The 19,908-nt window shown below is 70.4% G+C and carries 15 protein-coding genes and 2 pseudogenes; 14 read left to right on the top strand and 3 right to left on the bottom strand.

The window, feature by feature from the left end; genetic code table 11:
• Positions 1 to 27: 27 nt before the first annotated feature.
• Positions 28 to 285, bottom strand: a complete 258-nt coding sequence (locus ACN6LD_RS03085; protein WP_445042461.1) for a helix-turn-helix domain-containing protein — start codon at positions 283 to 285, stop codon at positions 28 to 30.
• Between the two features lie 298 nt (positions 286 to 583).
• Between ACN6LD_RS03085 and ACN6LD_RS03090 the strand changes: the two genes are divergently transcribed.
• Positions 584 to 1,252, top strand: a complete 669-nt coding sequence (locus ACN6LD_RS03090; protein WP_445042462.1) for a hypothetical protein — start codon at positions 584 to 586, stop codon at positions 1,250 to 1,252.
• Between the two features lie 3 nt (positions 1,253 to 1,255).
• On the opposite strand, the gene ACN6LD_RS03095 is transcribed toward ACN6LD_RS03090, so the two are convergent.
• Positions 1,256 to 2,740, bottom strand: coding sequence for a recombinase family protein (locus ACN6LD_RS03095; protein ID WP_445042463.1), 1,485 nt, complete (start codon positions 2,738 to 2,740; stop codon positions 1,256 to 1,258).
• Positions 2,741 to 2,776: 36 nt separating this feature from the next.
• Here ACN6LD_RS03095 and ACN6LD_RS03100 point away from each other — a divergent pair.
• From ACN6LD_RS03100 to ACN6LD_RS03125, 6 genes and pseudogenes are all read left to right on the top strand, one after another.
• Positions 2,777 to 3,370: pseudogene (locus ACN6LD_RS03100) on the top strand (CpaF family protein); the annotation flags it as partial.
• 400 nt (positions 3,371 to 3,770) lie between these two features.
• Positions 3,771 to 4,619, top strand: a complete 849-nt coding sequence (locus ACN6LD_RS03105) for a type II secretion system F family protein (protein ID WP_445042464.1) — start codon at positions 3,771 to 3,773, stop codon at positions 4,617 to 4,619.
• A gap of 64 nt (positions 4,620 to 4,683) precedes the next feature.
• The gene (locus tag ACN6LD_RS03110) at positions 4,684 to 5,493 is read left to right on the top strand and encodes a type II secretion system F family protein (RefSeq protein ID WP_319189967.1); all 810 of its coding nucleotides are present in this window, start codon (positions 4,684 to 4,686) and stop codon (positions 5,491 to 5,493) included.
• Positions 5,494 to 5,627: 134 nt separating this feature from the next.
• Positions 5,628 to 5,858, top strand: coding sequence for a DUF4244 domain-containing protein (locus ACN6LD_RS03115; RefSeq protein ID WP_319189969.1), 231 nt, complete (start codon positions 5,628 to 5,630; stop codon positions 5,856 to 5,858).
• Between the two features lie 61 nt (positions 5,859 to 5,919).
• Positions 5,920 to 6,333, top strand: coding sequence for a TadE family type IV pilus minor pilin (locus ACN6LD_RS03120; RefSeq protein WP_445042465.1), 414 nt, complete (start codon positions 5,920 to 5,922; stop codon positions 6,331 to 6,333).
• A gap of 539 nt (positions 6,334 to 6,872) precedes the next feature.
• Positions 6,873 to 7,229: pseudogene (locus ACN6LD_RS03125) on the top strand (Rv3654c family TadE-like protein); the annotation flags it as partial.
• Here ACN6LD_RS03125 and ACN6LD_RS03130 read toward each other — a convergent pair.
• Positions 7,183 to 9,849: a DEAD/DEAH box helicase gene (locus ACN6LD_RS03130; protein ID WP_445042466.1), complete on the bottom strand. Its 2,667-nt coding sequence runs from the start codon at positions 9,847 to 9,849 to the stop codon at positions 7,183 to 7,185. The pseudogene ACN6LD_RS03125 and the gene ACN6LD_RS03130 sit on opposite strands and share 47 nt — an antisense overlap.
• An 81-nt stretch (positions 9,850 to 9,930) precedes the next feature.
• Here ACN6LD_RS03130 and bldG point away from each other — a divergent pair, with 81 nt between their 5' ends.
• From bldG to topA, 7 genes are all read left to right on the top strand, one after another.
• Positions 9,931 to 10,272, top strand: a complete 342-nt coding sequence (bldG, locus tag ACN6LD_RS03135; protein WP_009189842.1) for an anti-sigma factor antagonist BldG — start codon at positions 9,931 to 9,933, stop codon at positions 10,270 to 10,272.
• Positions 10,273 to 10,384: 112 nt separating this feature from the next.
• Positions 10,385 to 10,813, top strand: a complete 429-nt coding sequence (locus ACN6LD_RS03140) for an ATP-binding protein (protein ID WP_319189975.1) — start codon at positions 10,385 to 10,387, stop codon at positions 10,811 to 10,813.
• A 307-nt stretch (positions 10,814 to 11,120) separates the two neighbouring features.
• Positions 11,121 to 13,529, top strand: coding sequence for a sodium-translocating pyrophosphatase (locus tag ACN6LD_RS03145; RefSeq protein ID WP_319189977.1), 2,409 nt, complete (start codon positions 11,121 to 11,123; stop codon positions 13,527 to 13,529).
• Between the two features lie 193 nt (positions 13,530 to 13,722).
• Complete coding sequence (locus tag ACN6LD_RS03150) at positions 13,723 to 14,322, top strand: small secreted protein (protein ID WP_319189978.1); 600 nt, start codon at positions 13,723 to 13,725, stop codon at positions 14,320 to 14,322.
• A gap of 64 nt (positions 14,323 to 14,386) precedes the next feature.
• Positions 14,387 to 15,907, top strand: coding sequence for a DUF7059 domain-containing protein (locus ACN6LD_RS03155; protein ID WP_445042467.1), 1,521 nt, complete (start codon positions 14,387 to 14,389; stop codon positions 15,905 to 15,907).
• 498 nt (positions 15,908 to 16,405) lie between these two features.
• Entirely contained in the window at positions 16,406 to 16,603 is a 198-nt protein-coding gene (locus ACN6LD_RS03160) for a hypothetical protein (RefSeq protein WP_319189982.1), read from the top strand.
• 269 nt (positions 16,604 to 16,872) lie between these two features.
• On the top strand, positions 16,873 to 19,713 hold the full coding sequence (topA, locus tag ACN6LD_RS03165) for a type I DNA topoisomerase (RefSeq protein WP_319189984.1): 2,841 nt from the start codon (positions 16,873 to 16,875) through the stop codon (positions 19,711 to 19,713).
• The last annotated feature ends 195 nt before the right edge of the window (positions 19,714 to 19,908 follow it).

The raw sequence follows: 19,908 nt of genomic DNA on the forward strand, positions 1-19,908 counted from the left end.
GTTGGCCCCGGCGCCGCTGTTTTTCAGTTAGCGCTGGTGAGAGGTGACTCGTTCGGCGTTGGCGTCGAGGTGGCCTGGCAGCTGTTCCTCGGCGCCTTCGCTCTTGCTGTTGCTCTTGGCTAGTAGCTCCTGGTCGAACGCCTGGACTGCGGTGGCGGGGTAGAGATACCGCCGGCCGACCTTGGCGCACTTGGGGCCGTAGCCGACGTGCCGCCAATACCTGACCGTTCCTGGAACGGTGCGGTAGTGGGCGGCTACCTCGGCGGTCGTGAGGTAGTGATGCATGATCAACTCTTCTCGAGGATGAAGGCTCATCCCTTTCCATCCCTGCTGGGGATTCTGTGTCGCCTGGTAGGAGGGTACCCCCTCGATGGTGCCTGTCAAGCGACTGTCAACCTTGCCAGGGCTCAGATTGTCGGTACTCTCAATCCTCATGAGGGATAAACGCGAGCCAACGCAGCCCAACGCTCCACGGGGCGGCTCAGAGGAGGGGCTGGCGGACCGACTGCCGAAGACCCTGGGCGCGCGACTTCGCACGGCGCGTATGGCTGCTGGGTTCTCTCAAGGGAGCGCGGCTCTGGCAATGGCAGAACGTGGGTTCTCTTGGCGGCAGTCGACGGTGGCGAAATCCGAGGCAGCCGATAGGCCAGTGCTCTTTGCTGAAGTCGCTGCGCTCGCCCAGCTCTACCGTCGGCCCATCGAGTATTTTCTCTATCCGGGCACGGAGCTTGATTCGCTATTGGACCAAGCGATGGCCGAGCTGCGCTCGCTCGCCGGGGCACTGGAAGGAGCGCAGCAGCATGTCGAGATGCTGAAGAGTGATATGCGGCTACACGAGTGCAATGCCGGACTCATTCACTCCTTGGTGCGCTATCGCAACACCAGTGATGGAGGGCTGCTACTCAGTGACCTGCAGTTTCTTTTGCTGGAGTACGGCAGGATGGTGCTGGAGATGGACGACGTCTACGAGTCGATTGGGCTCGGTGAAGAGCATCCCGCGATCATCGATCATGAGGTCCTAGCCGAGCTCGCCAAGGCTGAAGAAGCAAAATACCAAAAACTCTCCGAAGAGGACTTGAAGTGGGAGAGCCCCGAGCTTCTAAACAACCTATCCGCAATGGCCCAGAAGGGGGATGTCGACGACGCGTTTGTTCACTTCATGCGCAAGTCGACGCCGTGGCCCGACTTCGTCGGTTTGCGGCTTGCTGATCTAGTGATGGGGGCCATTGATCGACAGCGCGAGGAGGACTGACCCTTAGCCCCGCTTCCACTTGAACACGACGGCCTCGTAGTCGAAGTACCCGCCGTCCGGCATGCGGCCCGGGCGCGGGGTCTTCAGCGTCACCTCGACCAGGGACCGCAGCACCGTCCGCTGCCGGTCCAGCGGCATCCCCTTCCACGCCTTCCGCACATCCGGCGCCCCCACCAGGTCGACGAGCGGATCCACTGTCGCCGCGCGCGCCAGCCGCACCGTCACCCCGTCCAGCTGCGCGCGCGCCGTGTCCGTGCCCTCGGTGAACGCGACCATGTCGATCTGCCCGGCGCCGAACAGTCCGCCAAGGTCCCGCATCCGCCCGCGGATCTCCTCGGCTTCCGCTTGCAGCCCGGCCACGTCCACGTCGTCCGGGGCGGGCAGCAGCAGCTCGTGCGCGTCAGCGCGTGACAGGCGCTCGACGATCGTGTCCTCGACGAACTGATCGACGGTCTCGGCGCGCCGGCCGCCGCCGTGCGGGGACTGGCACCGGTAGCTCGGGTACGCCTTGCCGCCGGACTGGGTGACGTACACGAAGTGCGGGCAGTCCCCGCGCCCGCACCGGTACAGCAGCGAGCCCAGCCACTTCGGCGTCGCCCCCGGCGTCGTCCGCCGCGCAGGGTCCTTCAGGATCGCCACGACGGCCCTGTACTTCGTCTCGTCGACGATCGGGTCCCACTTGCCGCGGCCGACCTCCTCGCCCCTGTAGACGGCGATCCCGGCGTTCCTCGGGCGCATCAGCATGTCCCGCATGTCGGCGTGCGTGACAGCGTTCCCCCGCGTCGTCGTGACGCCCTTGTCGGCGCACCACCGCACGAGCGACTTGATCGACCCCCCGGACAGCATCTGATCCGTCCAGTAGCGCAGCGCCTCGGCCTCCTCCGGTACGGCGCGCATCATGTCGAGTTCGGGCACCTCGACTTCCTCGCCCGTCTTCCGGTCGACCTTCGTGCGCATCGCGCCGGTGGGCATGCCCCACCCGAACGGGCGGATCCCGCCCATCCACTCGCCGGCGAGAGCCTTCTGCCGGCGGGCACGGGCTACGCGCTCGCCCTTGTGCTCGGACTCCTGGCGGGCGACGGCACCGAGGATCCGCGCGGTCATCCGGCCCGACGGAGTGGCGAGGTCGACGGTCCCGGCCTGCACGGTGTGCGTTGAGATGCCGCGCCGGTCCGAGAGGTCGATGTACTCCTCCAGCTCGACGATCGAGCGGGTGAGTCGGTCCGTGTGCCAGACGATGACGACGGTGGCCTTGCCCTCGTCGAGGTCGGCGAGCATGCGCCGGTAGGCCGGCCGCTTCTTCCCGGAGAAGGCGGAGATGTCGTTGTCGACGTAGGTCTCGAGGACGTCCCAGTCCATGCGGGTGGCGAGGGCTTCGCAGTCCTCGCGCTGCCGGTCGACGCCGAGGCCGGCGCCGGTGCGGTCTTGGCTGATGCGGCAGTAGATGACGGCGCGCGTTCGGCCGCCCGCCGTCTGGGTGGTCTTCATGTCCTGAGTCTGCCGCAGCAGTGGTGTCTTTGTCCGGGGTTCGGGAAGACGACTTTGCTGAGTGCGCTCCTCGGCCTGGTCGGGCCAGGGGAGCGGATCGTCCTGGCAGAGGACTCGGCGGAGCTGCGACCGGATCACCCGCACGTGGTCCGTATGGAGAGCAGACCCGCCAATCAGGAGGGCGCGGGGCTCGTCACGCTCGAAGACCTGGTGCGCCAGGCCCTGCGGATGCGGCCGGACCGGCTCGTCGTGGGCGAGGTGCGGGGGCGGGAGGTCGTCGACCTGCTGGCCGCGCTCAACACGGGCCACCAGGGCGGGTGCGGCACGGTCCACGCCAACGCCGCCGGTGATGTCCCCACCCGACTGGAGGCGCTCGGCACGGCGGCAGGGCTCGACCGGGTCGCACTGCACAGCCAGTTGGCGGCAGCGCTGTCGGTGGTCCTGCACCTGGCGCGCGACCCGGCGGGCCGACGGCGGATCGCGGAGGTGCACGTGCTGGAACGGGACCCGTCCGGATTGGTGCGGACCGTGCCGGCACTGCGCTGGACACCCGAGGCCTTCGCCCGCGAGCGGGGATGGGAGCGGCTGCAGGAGCTGCTGCGGAGCGAAGAGGACGACGTGTGGGCGTGATGAGGCGTGGGGGAGGGCGAAGGGACGCAATGCGGTGAGGGCGAGGACGAGGGCGAGGGCGAGGGCGAGGACGAGGGCGAGGGCGAGGGCGAAGGGGCGGAGGGAGGTGACGAACGGGGTGCAGCGCAGGGCGGTGTGAGGGATGGGGAGAAGGCGGAGGCCGGTGACGAGGGAGGGAGAGCGGAGGCACCGGTGACGAGAGGGAGCGCGAAAGCCCGTGACGAAGGGGGAGAAGGCGGAGGCCTGCGACGAGGAGGGAGAGCGGAGGTCGGTGACGAGTGGAGAGAGAGCAGTGGATCGGTGACGGGTGAGGAAAGGCCGGGACCCGTGATGGGCGAGGGAGAGGACAGGGCTGTGACGAGTGACGAAGGGGTGGGCGGTAGTGATGAGTGAGATGCCCATGGCTGCTGCCGTGGCCTGTGCCGGGGCGGCGGCCTGGCTGACGGGCGGGCCGTACGCGGGGGCCAGGAGGGCGCAGTTGCTGCTCGCCGGAGGCGGAGCGGTCGGCAGTGGACCGCCCGCGACCTGGCGGCGACTCGCCGGAGAACTGCGCAGGCTCCAGGGGCGGTGGCGGCCCGAATGGTGGGCGCCGGTCGCCGGTCTGATCCTCGCGGTGCTGGGCGGCTCGGCACTGCCGGTCGTCGCGGGGGCGGCCGGAGTGCCCCTGCTGCGCCGGGCGCGGCGGGCCGCCGAGAACAGGCGGGCGGGCGAACGGCGAGGCGATGCGGTGATCGCGCTGTGCGCGGCGCTCGCGGGGGAGGTGCTCGCGGGCCGCCAGCCCGGGGAGGCGTTGCAGTGGGCCGCGCGGAACTCGGGCGGGCTGGGCGAGGCACAGCCCATGGTGCTGGCGGCGGCGCGGTTCGGCGGCGACGTGCCCCGGGCCCTTGTGCTCGCCGCGCGGTCACCGGGAGCCGAGGGGCTGCTGGGACTCGCCGCTTGTTGGCGGGTGGCCGTGGACCAGGGCGCGGGTCTCGCAGCCGGACTCGACCGCCTGGAAGCGGCGTTGCGAGCAGAGCGGGATCAAAGAGCCGATCTACGGGCCCAGTTGGCCGGGCCCCGCGCCACGGTGGTGATGCTCGCCGGCCTGCCGGTCCTGGGCCTGTTGCTGGGAGCCGCGCTCGGCGCCGACCCCCTGCACGTTCTGCTGCACACCGGAGCGGGGTTGGGCTGCCTGCTCGTCGGCGGAGCGCTGGAGGGGGCGGGGGCCTGGTGGGCGCTGCGGATCGTGCGCAAGGCGGAGGCGACGTGAGCGAGACACGCCGGGGGCATCCGGACCGGGGTCACGGGAGACGGGCGACGTGGACGGAGCGGGCATGAACGAGGAATTTGTCCACAGGCTGGGGACGGCCGTGGGGATCGCGTCGGCCCTGTGGTGGTCGGTGCGACGGCTGGCGACGATGAGGCGCGAGCGCGGGGCCCGTCGGCGGCTGGCCGGGCTACTGACCTCGGAACCGGCGTCGGGTACGGCGTTCGAGCCGACGTCGGACGGACGGCGTCCCGGCCCCCGGGAGGTCGTAGGGCAGTGGCTCCCCGAAGTGCTCGTGGTGGGCGCCGGATGGGTGGCGCTCGGCGGTGTCATGGGTCTTGCCCTGGGGTTGACGGGTGCGCTGGGCCTCGGGAGGTGGCGCCGTCGGCAGCGGGCCACGGGTACGGCGAGCGAGGACGACGCCGGGCTCGCCGCACGGCAGCTCCCGCTCGCCGCGGATCTGCTGGCCGCGTGTATCGCGGCGGGGGCCGGACCCGTGATCGCGGCCCAGGCGGTCGGTGAGGCTCTGGGGGGTCCCGTCGGGAACGGGCTGGCGCGCGGCGCGGCCGAGGTGCGGCTGGGCGGCGAACCGGGAACCGCCTGGCGGTGGTTGGCCTCGACGCCCGGCGCGGCAGCGCTGGCCGGGCTGCTGGAGCGAGCTGACGTGTCGGGTCTGCCGGCTGCCGCACCTGTCGCCCGGCTCGCCGCGGACACCCGGGCCGGGTGGGCGCGCACGGCGACGGCTCGGGCCCGGCGGGCGGCCGTCATGGTCACCGCGCCTGTGGGGCTGTGCTTCCTTCCCGCCTTCATCGCGGTCGGGGTGCTGCCCATCGTGCTCGGACTGGCGGGCGGGGTCATGGGAGGAGGCGGGCCATGACGACGTGACGCGCATGAGCGGCGGACGACAACGGACCGACTGAACTGAACTGAACTGGGCTGGCTGGGCTGGGCTGGATAGGGCTCAGCCGAACTGGGCTCAGCCGAACTGAACCGGAAATCACGGGGGTTGTAATGAACAAGACGACGGCACGGGTGGTACGGACGGTCAGGGCAAGGCTGCTCGCCCTGGTGCATGGGGCGCAGGGCCCACGGCGGGACGCGGGAATGGTGACGTCCGAGTACGCGATGGGAATCGTGGCGGCGGTCGGCTTCGCGGTGCTCCTCTACCAGGTGGTGACGAGCGATGTGGTCGCGGAGCAACTGCAGGCGCTCGTGAAACGGGCGCTCAGTGCGGGCGCGTAGGCACGGAGGCCGGCTCGCGCGCGGGTGCCGGCGGCAGCGCGGCCGCGGGGACTGCGGGTTCGTGACGGCGGAGTCGGCTGTGGTGCTGCCGGTACTGGTGGCTTTCGCGATGTCTCTGGTCTGGGGACTGCTCGTCATGTCCGCCCAGATCCAGTGCGTGGACGCGGCCAGGGCCGGCGCCCGGGCCGCGGCCCGGCAGGATCCCGCTGCCGCGGTGCTCGAGGTGGCCCGCGCCACGGCGCCGCGTGGGGCGCGGGTGACCGTCGGCAGGGAGGGCGACCGGGTTCGCGTGGTGGTCGTGGCGAAACCGCCAGGGCTGCGTGGGTTGCCCTTCGAGGTACGGGAGGAGGCCGTGGCCGCCGCGGAGGATGCCGTGGGCGACCCAGGAAGCGCAGAGGACCCAGGGGCCCCAGGGAGCGCCGGAGGCCTGCCCGAGGGCTCAGGGGCGACCCCGGGCGCGGAGCCGGCGTCATGAGCCGCCTCGGCCACGTCGGTGAGGACGGGTCGAGCCTCGGCAACGTCGGAGAAGACGGGACGAGCCTGCGCCACGTCGGTGAGGACGGGACGAGCCTCGGCCACGTCGGTGAGGACGGAACGAGCCTCGGCCATGTCGGAGAAGACGGGACGAGCCTGCGCCACGTCGGTGAGGACGGGACGAGCCTCGGCCACATCGGTGAGGACCGGACGAGCCTGCGCCACATCGGGGAGGACGGGTCGAGTCCCCGCCATGTCGGCGCGCACCTGAGGCGTCTTCGTGCACTCACAGCGGACGTGAGGCGTCTCCGTCACGTCGCAATGGACGGGAGGGACCATCGTGATCTCGGCGGAGACGCGAGGGGTCTTCCTGGCGTCGGACAGGGTGCGAACCGTCGTCCTGGCGGCGGAGATGGCAAGAACGGCCTGCGGGGGCTCGGCGAAGGCGGAAGGAGCGATGTCCGTCGCTCGGGGCAAAGCCTCGGCGGGTGCCTCAGCCGCGCCGGTGGGGGCCGGACTCGCCTCCGGCGTCTCGCGGCCGGCCGCCGCGGCGGAGGAGATCGCGGCTCCGCCACAGTCTGGAGCGTCGGTGCGATCGCCGTGCTGTGCGTGGTGTTCGGCGCGGTGCTCGCCCTCGGGCAGGCCGTGACGAGTCGGCACCGGGCCGCGGGCGGCGCCGACCTCGCGGCGCTCGCGGCCGCCGACCACTGGTCGGACGGCGCCGACCGGGCCTGTGCCCGGGCGGACCGGGTCGCTCGGGCGCAGCGCGCACGGCTGGTGCGGTGTTCCGTGATCGGCCGGATCTCGGACGTGACGGCGGCCTCGGGACGCGGACCGTTCGTGGCCGAGGTCAGGGCGCGGGCGGGACCGCCGGTGGCGGCGGCACGTCCGGCGCCTCAACCGCCCCAGCCATCTCCGTCATCTCCTGCCGGCGCACTTCCGGCTCTGCTTGAGGAGGGTCGTTCGTCTCCTCCTGCGCGGCCGGTTCCGCCATCTGTTTCACGGCCGGCTCCCCCATCTGCTTCACGGCCGGTTCCGTCGCCTCCTGGGAGGTCGGCTCGGGCTTCTCCTGCGGAGCCTCCCGCAGGAGTTCCGTGAGGAGGCGGACCGCGCCCCTCTTGTGCAGCGGATCGTTGCCGTTGCCGCACTTGGGGGACTGGATGCAGGACGGGCAGCCGGCGTCGCACTCACAGGAGGCGATGGCCTGGCGCGTGGCGGTCAGCCAGGCACGGGCGGTGTGGAAGGCCCGCTCCGCGAAGCCCGCGCCGCCGGGATGGCCGTCGTAGACGAAGACCGTCGGCAGCAGCGTGTCGGGATGGAGCGGTACCGAGACGCCGCCGATGTCCCAGCGGTCGCAGGTCGCGAAGAGCGGCAGCATGCCGATCGACGCGTGTTCGGCGGCGTGCAGGGCGCCGCCGAGGATCTCGGGGTTGATCCGGGCCGCGTCCAGCTGGTCGTCGGTGACGGTCCACCACACAGCGCGCGTGCGCAGCGTACGGGGAGGGAGGTCGAGCTTCGACTCGCCCAGGACCTCACCGGTGATGACGCGCCGCCGGAGGAAGGAGACGACCTGGTTGGTGACTTCGACCGACCCGTAGCACAACCGTCCCTGGCCCCAGGGGACTTCGACGTCCGTCTCCAGGACGGAGATCGACGTCGTGTCGCGGGCGACCGTCGAGTACGGCGGGCTGGCCTCCTCGACCAGGGCGACGGAGTCGTCCAGGTCCAGGGATCGCACGAGATACGTGCGGCCCTGGTGAAGGTGGACCGCGCCCTCGTGGACGGTGGTGTGGGAGGCCCCGGCGTCGACCGTGCCGAGCAGTCGGCCCGTGCCTTCCTCGACGATCTGGACCGGACGACCGCCCTGCCCGCGGATGTCCGCCAGGTCGGCGGCCCGTTCACGGCGGGTCCAGTGCCAGGCCTTCGTCCGGCGGCGCAGCAGCTTCGCGGCCTCCAGTTGCGGCAGCAGGCCTGCGGCCTCGGGGCCGAACAGCGGCAGGTCCTCGTCGGTCAGCGGCAGCTCGGCGGCAGCCGCGCACAGATGCGGGGCGAGAACGTACGGGTTGTCGGGGTCGAGGACCGTCGACTCCACCGGACGGTCGAACAGCGCCTCCGGATGGTGGACGAGGAAGGTGTCCAGGGGGTCGTCGCGGGCGATGAGCACGGCCAGCGCGCCTTGACCCGCGCGGCCCGCCCGGCCGGCCTGCTGCCACAGGGAGGCGCGTGTGCCCGGGTAGCCGGCGATCAGGACGGCGTCGAGTCCGGAGACGTCGATGCCGAGTTCCAGGGCGGTGGTCGCGGCGAGACCGAGGAGCTCGCCCGAGTGGAGGGCCTGTTCCAGGGCACGGCGCTCCTCGGGCAGGTAGCCGCCGCGGTAGGCGGCGACACGCCGGGCGAGCGAGCGGTCGACCTCGGCGAGACGTTCCTGGGCGATCACGGAGATCAGCTCGGCGCCGCGCCGGGAGCGGACGAAGGCAACGGTGCGCACGCCCTGGACGGCGAGATCGGTCAGCAGGTCGGCGGTCTCGGCGGTGGCCGTACGCCGGACGGGTGCACCTTTCTCGCCCACCATCTCGGTGAGCGGCGGCTCCCAGAGGGCGAACACCAGTTCCCCCCGGGGGGAGGCGTCGTCGGCGACCTCGACCACCGGGAGGCCGGTGAGGCGGCCCGCGGCGACGGCCGGGTCGGCCGCGGTCGCGGAGGCCAGCAGGAAGACCGGGGAGGCGCCGTAGCGGGCGCACAGGCGGCGCAGACGCCGCAGCACCTGGGCGACGTGCGAGCCGAACACGCCGCGGTAGGTGTGGCACTCGTCGATGACGACGTACTTCAGGGACTTCAGAAAGGAGGACCAGCGGGGGTGGGACGGGAGTATGCCCCGATGCAGCATGTCCGGGTTGGTGAGGACGTAGTTGGCGTACTGGCGGATCCATTCCCGTTCCTCGAACGGCGTGTCGCCGTCGTACACGGCCGGCCGTACGGCGTTGCCGAGAGGTTGTGAGAGTTCCTTCACCGAACGGCACTGATCGGCCGCCAGGGCCTTGGTGGGAGCCAGGTAGAGGGTGGTGGCGCCGCGGCCGTTGGGGGCCTCGGAGCCGTCCAGGAGGGCCGAGAGGACCGGTACGAGGTAGGCCAGCGACTTGCCGGACGCGGTGCCCGTGGCGACGACCACGCAGTCGCCGTCGAGGGCGTGCTCGGCGACCCGGGCCTGATGGGCCCAGGGGTGTTCGACGCCGCAGGCCTGCACGGCCGCGACGACCTCGGAACGAATCCGGTCGGGCCAGACGGCATGGCGGCCCGCGCGCGGGGGCAAGTGCTCCGTATGAGTGATGCGCGACGCCCGGCTCGGTCCGGGGGCGAGCCGGTCGAGGACCGCGCCCGGAGACAGGCGGGGCGCGGTCTCGGGCGAGGTTCGATCGGATCGGAGATTATTGGCCATCGGCACCGAGTGTGTCACTGGCGTGACGGACAATGGAGCCAAGGCGTCGTGCACGCCTGCCGGTAAGTGATTGAATGCCATCGCGGCTGGCGTACCGTCCCGGGGGCTCCTGTTCAGGTGTTCCGAGGGACGACCGCTCGATAGCAAGGTGCTGGAGGATCCGTGGACCTGTCCCTGTCGACCCGTACCGTCGGCGATCGTACGGTCGTCGAGGTCGGTGGCGAAATCGACGTATATACCGCGCCCAAGTTGCGCGAGCAGCTGGTCGAGCTGGTGAACGACGGGAATTTCCACCTCGTCGTCGACATGGAGGGCGTGGACTTCCTCGACTCCACCGGGCTCGGCGTACTGGTGGGCGGACTGAAGCGGGTGCGTGCCCATGAGGGCTCGCTCCGTCTGGTCTGCAACCAGGAGCGTATTTTGAAGATCTTCCGCATCACTGGTCTGACCAAGGTGTTCCCCATTCACACCTCGGTCGACGAAGCGGTCGCTGCCACCGACTGACCACCCCTGCCGGGCCCGCGCGGCCCGGCACGGATGGTCGAACAACGTAGGGGGTCCGGGCCTCGGTGGTCCGGCCCCCCTGACAGCACGCCCGTAGTTCCGAGGGGGACGTATGGCCACCGTTGAACTCCGCTTCAGCGCGCTGCCCGAGCACGTCAGGACCGCCCGACTGGTGGCGGCGGCGGTGGCGCGCAGGGCCGGGGTGGACGAGGCCGTTCTCGACGAGGTGCGGCTCGCCGTCGGTGAGGCCTGTTCCCGCGCCGTCGGACTGCACCAGACGGGCGGTATCACCGCGCCCGTGAAGGTGCTGCTGATCGAGGAGGAGAAACAGTTCTCCATCGAGGTCGGCGACGAGGCGCCGCATACGGCGCCCGGCGACCGGGCCCCCGGTTCCGGCGGCGACGTGGAAGCCGAGGAGGACGAGATGGGCCTCGCGGTCATCAGCGGCCTCGTGGACGACGTGGAGGTCACCGCCGGAGAGCACGGCGGGCAGATCCGTATGACCTGGCCGTCGGCTGCGGTGACGGCCACGCTGACCTGAGCCGTCCACAGCGTTAGGGTTTTTCTGAGGGGCCCCACTCCGGTGGGGCCCTTTGGCATGCGCGGACCCGGGTACTCGTGCATGCTTGCAGTGATCTCGTGGAGTGAATCATGAGAAGTCAGTCACGAGAAGTGAATCATGCGGCGACCTGAATCGACCGCAATTCGTGAAGCAATTCACGATCAATGCCTTGAAGGCATTACTTGACGAAAAGGCGAATTTCGTTTGCCGGACACTGTTTTGATCAGGTTCCGGTACCTACAATCCGTCCACATCTTGAGCTCAGCCCAAGCGTCAAGGAGGACGAATGGCGGGGCTTCCCACCTCTCATCCGTTGGATCACCCGACTACCCTCGCAGCCGCGGAGCTGACCGACGGCAACCGCCTCCTGGTGGTGGTCATCGCGGTCGTGGCGTTGGCCGCCCTCGTGGTCGCGGGCGTGCTGCTGCGCCAGGTGCTCGCGGCCGGCGAAGGCACCGACAGCATGAAGAAGATCGCGGCGGCGGTTCAGGAGGGCGCCAACGCCTATCTGGCCCGGCAGCTGCGCACACTCGGCGTATTCGCCGTCGTCGTTTTCTTCCTGCTCATGCTGCTGCCCGCGGACGACTGGAATCAGCGGGCCGGCCGATCGGTGTTCTTCCTGATCGGAGCGGCGTTCTCGGCGGCCACCGGCTATATCGGTATGTGGCTCGCCGTGCGAAGCAACGTACGTGTCGCCGCGGCGGCGCGGGAAGCGACGCCGGCGGAAGGCGAACCGGAAAAGGATCTCACCGCCGTATCGCACAAGGCAATGAAGATCGCATTTCGTACGGGCGGCGTCGTCGGCATGTTCACGGTGGGGCTCGGCCTGCTCGGCGCGGCCTGCGTGGTGCTGGTGTACGCGGCCGACGCGCCGAAGGTGCTGGAGGGATTCGGACTCGGCGCCGCCCTCATCGCCATGTTCATGCGGGTCGGCGGCGGCATCTTCACCAAGGCCGCCGACGTCGGCGCCGACCTGGTCGGAAAGGTCGAGCAGGGCATTCCGGAGGACGATCCGCGCAATGCCGCGACCATCGCCGACAACGTGGGCGACAACGTCGGCGACTGTGCGGGCATGGCGGCCGACCTCTTCGAGTCCTACGCGGTGACCCTGGTCGCCGCACTGATCCTGGGCAAGGCGGCCTTCGGCGACGCCGGACTCGCCTTCCCGCTGCTCGTGCCCGCGATCGGCGTGCTCACGGCCATGGTCGGGATCTTCGCGGTCGCCCCGCGTCGGGCCGACCGAAGCGGGATGTCGGCGATCAACAGGGGCTTCTTCATCTCGGCGACGATCTCGCTCGCGCTGGTCGCCGTGGCCGTCTTCCTCTACCTCCCCGGCACGTACGCCGACCTCGACGGCGTCACCGACGCGGTGATCCGGGGCAAGAGCGGCGACCCGCGCCTCCTCGCGCTCGTCGCGGTGGCGATCGGCATCCTTCTGGCAGCCGTCATCCAGCAGTTGACGGGCTATTTCACGGAGACCAACCGCCGACCGGTGCGCGACATCGGCAAGTCGTCGCTGACGGGACCGGCCACCGTGGTCCTCGCCGGAATCTCCGTCGGTCTCGAATCGGCCGTCTACACCGCCCTGTTGATCGGCCTCGGCGTGTACGGCGCGTTCCTGCTGGGCGGTACGTCGATCATGCTGGCGCTGTTCGCGGTGGCGCTGGCCGGCACCGGTCTGCTCACCACGGTGGGCGTGATCGTGGCCATGGACACCTTCGGCCCGGTCTCCGACAACGCCCAGGGCATCGCCGAGATGTCCGGTGACGTCGAGGGCGCGGGCGCGCAGGTGCTCACCAACCTGGACGCCGTCGGCAACACCACCAAGGCGATCACCAAGGGCATCGCCATCGCCACCGCCGTCCTCGCGGCGTCGGCGCTCTTCGGGTCGTACCGGGACGCGATCACGACCGGCGCGCAGGACGTGGGCGAGAAACTGTCCGGGGCGGGCGCGCCGATGACCCTGATGATGGACATCTCGCAGCCCAACAACCTCGTCGGGCTCATCGCGGGCGCGGCGGTCGTCTTCCTCTTCTCGGGGCTGGCGATCAACGCGGTGTCGCGGTCGGCCGGCGCCGTGGTGTTCGAGGTGCGGCGGCAGTTCCGCGAGCACCCCGGGATCATGGACTACAGCGAGGAGCCGGAGTACGGCAAGGTCGTCGACATCTGCACCCGGGACGCGTTGCGCGAGCTGGCCACACCAGGACTGCTCGCCGTGCTGGCGCCCATCTTCATCGGGTTCACCCTCGGGGTCGGGGCGCTGGGCGCGTTCCTGGCGGGCGCGATCGGCTCCGGCACGCTGATGGCCGTCTTCCTCGCCAACTCCGGGGGCGCGTGGGACAACGCCAAGAAGCTGGTCGAGGACGGCCACCACGGCGGCAAGGGCAGCGAGGCGCACGCGGCGACGGTGATCGGTGACACGGTCGGCGACCCGTTCAAGGACACCGCCGGCCCCGCGATCAACCCGCTGCTGAAGGTCATGAACCTCGTGGCGCTCCTCATCGCGCCCGCAGTGATCAAGTTCAGCTACGGCGACGACAAGAGCATCGGTGTGCGGATCGTGATCGCACTCCTTTCGCTCCTCGTCATCGTGGTCGCGGTGTACGTCTCCAAACGGCGCGGCATCGCCATGGGTGACGAAGAGAACAACGCCGAAAGCGCGGCCAAGTCGGCCGATCCGGCGGTGGTTTCCTAGCGCGGCACACCGGAGCCCAGCTCAAGGGGCGGGCGGCCGACGCGGGTTGACGCGTCGGCCGCCCGCTGTGTCGTCGGTGTGACCCGGCCGTGAGCCTTCTCTCTCTTGGTGTAAATGGTGCACAAGCTTCCATAGCGGTCATTCGTTCTGGGGTTGTCGCCCGGTTGCCGTGTATGTTCCGGGGCCGAGAGCCATGGAAGGAACCAAACCGGTGAACAAGAAGCTCACGGCCGCACTGTCCGGCGGTGCGGTACTGGTACTGGCGCTGTCCGGATGCAGCAGCGACGAAGGCAACAAGGAGCTCGACGCCTGGGCCAAGCAGGTCTGCGACGCGCTGCCCGCGCAGGACGCCAAGGTCGACGCGGCCAACGCCGCGATCAAGCAGGCCGCCACGGACAACAACGCTCCGGTGAACGTCCAGAAGACCGACTCGAAGGCCTTCCAGGACATGTCCGACGCCTACAGCGCGCTCGCGCAGGCCGTCCAGAAGGCGGGAACGCCGCCCGGCGTCGACAACGGCGAGAAGAAGCAGAAGGACGCCGTCGCGGCGCTCACGACCCTCTCGACCTCCTACGCGGGCCTGAAGAAGCAGGTCGACGCCCTGGACACCAAGGACCAGGGGAAGTTCGCCGACGGCCTGCAGGACATCGCCACCGATCTCGGCCAGCTCAGCAAGAGCGGCAACACCGCGCTCAAGAACCTCGAGCAGGGTGACGTCAAGGAGGCCATGGCCAAGCAGGACAGCTGCAAGAAGGTGGCAGCCTCGGCCTCGGCCCGCGCGACGAAGAGCTGAGTGGGCGCGAACAGACGGACCGGGGCCGGGAGCGCCCCCAGGGGCGACGGGAGACAATGGGGGCGTGAGTAACGCCACCCTGTCTCCCCTGCCCTCCGCCGACCGCCGCGACGTCGCCGCCCGGCTGCGGGAGGCCCTGCTCGCGGCCTCCTTCACCGCGGACGGTCTGCTCGACCTGCTCGGCGCTCCCGCCTACGCGGCCCTGGCCCGCAGTGAGACCGTGCCTGCGCTGCGCGCGACCCGCGGGGACACACCGCTGGAGACGCTCGTGCGCCTGTTCCTGCTTCAGCAACCGGTCCCGCACGCGCGCGTGGCGGAGTTCCTGCCGGTAGGCGCGTGCGTGGAGAGCGGCTGGCTGGTCCCCACCGGCGGGGACGAGATCGCCGCGACCGTCGACGTGCGGCCGTACGGCGGCCCGGACGGCGAGGACTGGTTCATCGTGTCCGATCTCGGGTGCGCGGTCGGGGGCGCCGGCGGTATCGGCAGCGCCGACGAAGGCGTCGTCCTCGGTGTCGGAGGCGCGTCGACGACCCTCGCCGGCATCACCGTGCGCAGGCCCGTCTCCGCCGCACTCGACGTGGGCGCCGGCTCGGGCATCCAGGCGCTGCACGCCGCCCGGCACGCCACACGCGTGACGGCGACCGACCTCAATCCGCGCGCGCTGCACATCACTGCCCTCACTCTCGCGCTGTCCGCAGCCCCGGCGGCCGAGCTGCGCGAGGGTTCGCTCTTCGAGCCGGTCCGGGACGACGAGACCTACGACCTGATCGTGTCGAACCCGCCGTTCGTGATCTCGCCGGGAGCCCGGCTGACCTATCGGGACGGCGGGATGGGCGGGGACGATCTGTGCCGCTCGCTCGTTCAAGGGGCGGGGGAACGGCTGAACGAGGGCGGGTTCGCACAGTTCCTCGCCAACTGGCAGCACGTGGAAGGGGAGGACTGGCAGGACAGGCTCAGGTCGTGGGTGCCCCGTGGGTGCGACGCGTGGATCGTGCAGCGCGAGGTGCAGGACGTCACGCAGTACGCCGAACTCTGGCTGAGGGACGCCGGTGACCACCGCAGCGACCCGGCCGAGTACCAGGCGCGCTACGACGCCTGGCTGGACGAGTTCGAGGCGCGCAAGGTGAAGGCCGTCGGCTTCGGCTGGATCACGCTCCGCAGGACGTCGGCCGCGGAGCCCGTGATCACGGTGGAGGAGTGGCCGCACCCGGTGGAACAGCCGCTCGGCGACGCGGTCCTGGCGCACTTCGAGCGGCTCGACTACCTGCGAGCGCACGATGACGCGGCTCTGCTCGCCGGTCACTTCAGGCTGGTCGAGGAGGTCGTGCAGGAGCAGGTGGGGCTTCCCGGCGCGGAGGACCCGGAACACGTGGTGCTGCGCCAGCACCGCGGCATGTGCAGGGCGACCAAGGTCGACACGGTGGGCGCGGGCTTCGCGGGCGTGTGCGACGGCTCGCTGAGCGCCGGCCGCATTCTCGACGCGATCGCCCAGCTGGTGGGCGAGGACCCGGTGCGGCTGCGGGACCGCACTCCGGCCCAGATCCGCCTGCTGGTGGAGCAGGGATTCCTCGAACCGACGCAGTGACGCCGTCCGGCGGCCGGATTTCGACTCCTCGGGACGGAACGTCACGCCCGTCGCCGGACACGAGCGCCCGCCGAACGCCACCACGTCTCCGTGGCTCCGCGCTTCCGTGGCTTTTCGTCTCCGTGGCGTTTCGGCTTCGCGGCTTCGCGGCTTCGCGGCTTCGCGGCTTCGGGGTCGAGGGCCGTCGGGATTCGCGGGGCCGCCCTGCCCGCACGTCCGGACGCCTCGCACCGCGCCACCGCCCCTGCCTGCCCCTGGCTCTGCTCCCACGCCTACGTCTGTCTGTTCCTTCCTGCCTTCCCCGCCTGCCTGCCCCTGCCCTCGACCGCCCTGTCCCCCTCCTGCCCCGGTGATGCGGTGTTCGCCCCGTGCGTAGTCCGGGCGTTCACCTCGGGTTCGCCGGATCGCCGCCCGCACGTGACAGCGTCCGGGCCGGGGCCGGGACGGACATGGGCAGGCGCGAGCAGGCACGGGCAGACGAGGGGGGCGGAGGCGACCATGGAGAGTGTGTCGATGATCTTCGCGGGAATGGTGTTCGCCCTGTTCGGGGGCGGCCTGCTGGTGTGGACCGCGGTCCGGGTGGGGCAACGGGAACCCGTGGCCCAGGGTGTGAGCCCTGTCGCATCGGCGGCTCTGGCCCTGCTGGCTTCGTGTGCGGCACTGGTGGTCGGCGTCTGGTGCCTGGCCCGCCTGTGACTCGATCTCGCCGCACGCACGTTCGGCCGGCGTGAGGGTGCTCACGCCGATCGCGGGGAGGGCGACCTGCGGACGTACGGAAAAGGGCCGGTCGGTACTCCGGGCGGCAGGAATGGCGGTAGTCGGGTTACCGTTCGAGTGGCCGTTGCGGGCTTTTCCCGTTTGACACGGGGGCGGGATGTACCGTCACACTCCGCAGCGTCACCATGACCCGACCCCGGGAGCAAGGCCTGGGGAGGCCCCAGCCTCGACCGGAGAGAAGAGCGAAGTTGTCCCCGACCAGCGAGACCGCACAGGGCGGCCGCCGACTCGTGATCGTCGAGTCGCCTGCCAAGGCGAAGACGATCAAGGGTTATCTCGGCCCCGGCTATATCGTCGAGGCCAGCGTCGGGCACATCCGCGACCTTCCCAACGGCGCCGCGGAGGTGCCGGACCAGTACACGGGTGAGGTTCGCCGTCTCGGTGTGGACGTCGAACACGACTTCCAGCCGATCTATGTGGTCAACGCCGACAAAAAGGCGCAGGTCAAGAAGCTCAAGGACCTGCTGAAGGAGTCCGACGAGCTCTTCCTCGCCACCGATGAGGACCGCGAGGGCGAGGCGATCGCCTGGCACCTCCAGGAAGTCCTCAAGCCGAAGATCCCGGTCAAGCGGATGGTCTTCCACGAGATCACCAAGGACGCGATCCGGGCCGCCGTGGCCAACCCGCGCCAGCTCAACCAGAAGCTCGTCGACGCCCAGGAGACCCGCCGCATCCTCGACCGTCTCTACGGCTACGAGGTCTCGCCGGTCCTGTGGAAGAAGGTCATGCCGCGCCTGTCGGCCGGGCGTGTCCAGTCCGTCGCCACCCGGCTCGTCGTCGAGCGGGAACGCGAGCGCATCGCGTTTCGTTCCGCTGAGTACTGGGACCTGACGGGCACCTTCGCGACCGGCCGCGCCGGCGACCCGTCCGACCCGTCGTCGCTGGTCGCCCGCCTCCAGTCCGTCGACGGCAGGCGTGTCGCGCAGGGCCGCGACTTCGACTCCCTGGGACAACTCAAGAGCGCGAACACCCTCCCGCTCGACGAGGCGAACGCCCGTGCCCTGGCCGCCGCCCTGGAGAACACGCGGTTCTCCGTGCGCTCCGTCGAGTCGAAGCCGTACCGCCGCTCGCCGTACGCCCCGTTCCGTACGACGACCCTGCAGCAGGAGGCCAGCCGCAAGCTGGGCTTCGGCGCGAAGGCCACGATGCAGGTCGCGCAGAAGCTGTACGAGAACGGCTACATCACGTACATGCGTACGGACTCCACGACGCTGAGCGACACGGCCGTATCCGCGGCCCGCGCCCAGGTCACGCAGCTGTACGGGGCCGACTATCTGCCCGCCCAGCCGCGCACGTACGCGGCGAAGGTCAAGAACGCGCAGGAGGCGCACGAGGCGATCCGCCCCTCGGGTGATCGTTTCCGCACCCCCGCCGAGACGGGTCTGGCCGGCGACCAGTTCAGGCTGTACGAGCTGATCTGGAAGCGGACAGTCGCCTCGCAGATGAAGGACGCGACCGGCAACAGCGTGACCGTCAAGATCGGCGGCGCCGCGGCCGACGGCCGGGACGTCGAGTTCAGTGCCTCGGGCAAGACGATCACCTTCCACGGCTTCCTCAAGGCGTACGTCGAAGGCGCCGACGACCCGAACGCCGAGCTGGACGACCGTGAGCGCCGGCTTCCCCAGGTCACCGAGGGCGACCCGCTGTCCGCCGAACAGATCACGGTCGACGGGCACGCCACCAAGCCCCCGGCCCGCTACACCGAGGCAAGCCTGGTCAAGGAGCTCGAAGAGCGCGAGATCGGCCGGCCGTCCACGTACGCGTCGATCATCGGCACGATCCTCGACCGCGGCTACGTCTTCAAGAAGGGCACGGCGCTCGTCCCGTCCTTCCTGTCCTTCGCCGTGGTCAACCTTCTGGAGAAGCACTTCGGGCGGCTCGTCGACTACGACTTCACCGCGAAGATGGAGGACGACCTCGACCGCATCGCCAACGGCGAGGCGCAGTCCGTGCCGTGGCTCAAGAGGTTCTACTTCGGCGAGGGTGCGGCCGAGGGCCGTGCCGCCGACGCCGGCAACGGCGACGGGGACCACCTCGGCGGCCTCAAGGAACTGGTCACCGACCTGGGCGCGATCGACGCGCGCGAGGTGTCGTCGTTCCCCGTCGGCAACGGCGTCATGCTGCGGGTCGGCCGTTTCGGCCCCTACATCGAGCGCGGGGAGAAGGGCGAGGAGGGTCACCAGCGGGCGGACATCGCCGAAGAGCTGGCGCCCGACGAGCTGACCCTCGAGATGGCCGAGGAACTCCTCGCCGCGCCGAGCGGTGACTTCGAACTGGGCGCCGACCCGGCGACGGGTCACCAGATCGTCGCCAGGAAGGGCCGCTACGGCCCGTACGTCACCGAGGTGCTCCCCGAGGGCACCCCGAAGACCGGCAAGAACGCCGTGAAGCCGCGTACGGCCTCGCTGTTCAAGACGATGTCGCCGGACACCGTGACGCTGGAGGAGGCCCTCAAGCTCATGTCCCTGCCGCGTGTCGTCGGCGCGGACGCGGAGGGCCAGGAGATCACCGCGCAGAACGGCCGCTACGGGCCGTACCTGAAGAAGGGCACGGACTCGCGGTCGCTGCAGACCGAGGACCAGCTCTTCACGATCACCCTCGAAGAGGCGCTGGAGATCTACTCCCAGCCCAAGCAGCGCGGCCGGGCGGCCGCCAAGCCGCCGCTGAAGGAGCTGGGCGCGGACCCGGTCAGCGGAAAGGCCGTCGTCGTCAAGGACGGCCGCTTCGGCCCGTACGTCACCGACGGGGAGACCAACGCGACCCTGCGCTCCGGCGACAGCGTCGAGGAGATCACCCCGGAGCGCGGCTACGAGCTGCTCGCCGAGAAGCGTGCCAAGGCGCCCGCCAAGAAGACGGCGAAGAAGGCCCCGGCGAAGAAGACGGCGACCGCGAAGAAGGCCGCGCCGGCGAAGAAGGCCGCGGCCAAGAAGACCACGACGGCCGCCAAGAAGACGACGGCGAAGAAGACGGCGGCGAAGACGAGCACCGCGACGAAGACGACGGCCGCCCGGTCGACGTCCGAGGACTGAGCGGACCGGACCGGACGCGACCACCGTCCGGACGGATCGCTCCTTTCGGGCGAACGGCGCCTTCAGGGCATGGTCGGCCGCGGATCCGACACGGTTTCCGCACGGCGCGTTCACGAAAACGACCGCCCCGGCATCACTTTGGTGTCGGGGCGGTCGCACGCCCGGACGGGGGCCACGGGCTGTCAGCCGCGGCCG

The organism is Streptomyces sp. SAS_272 (assembly GCF_052543235.1).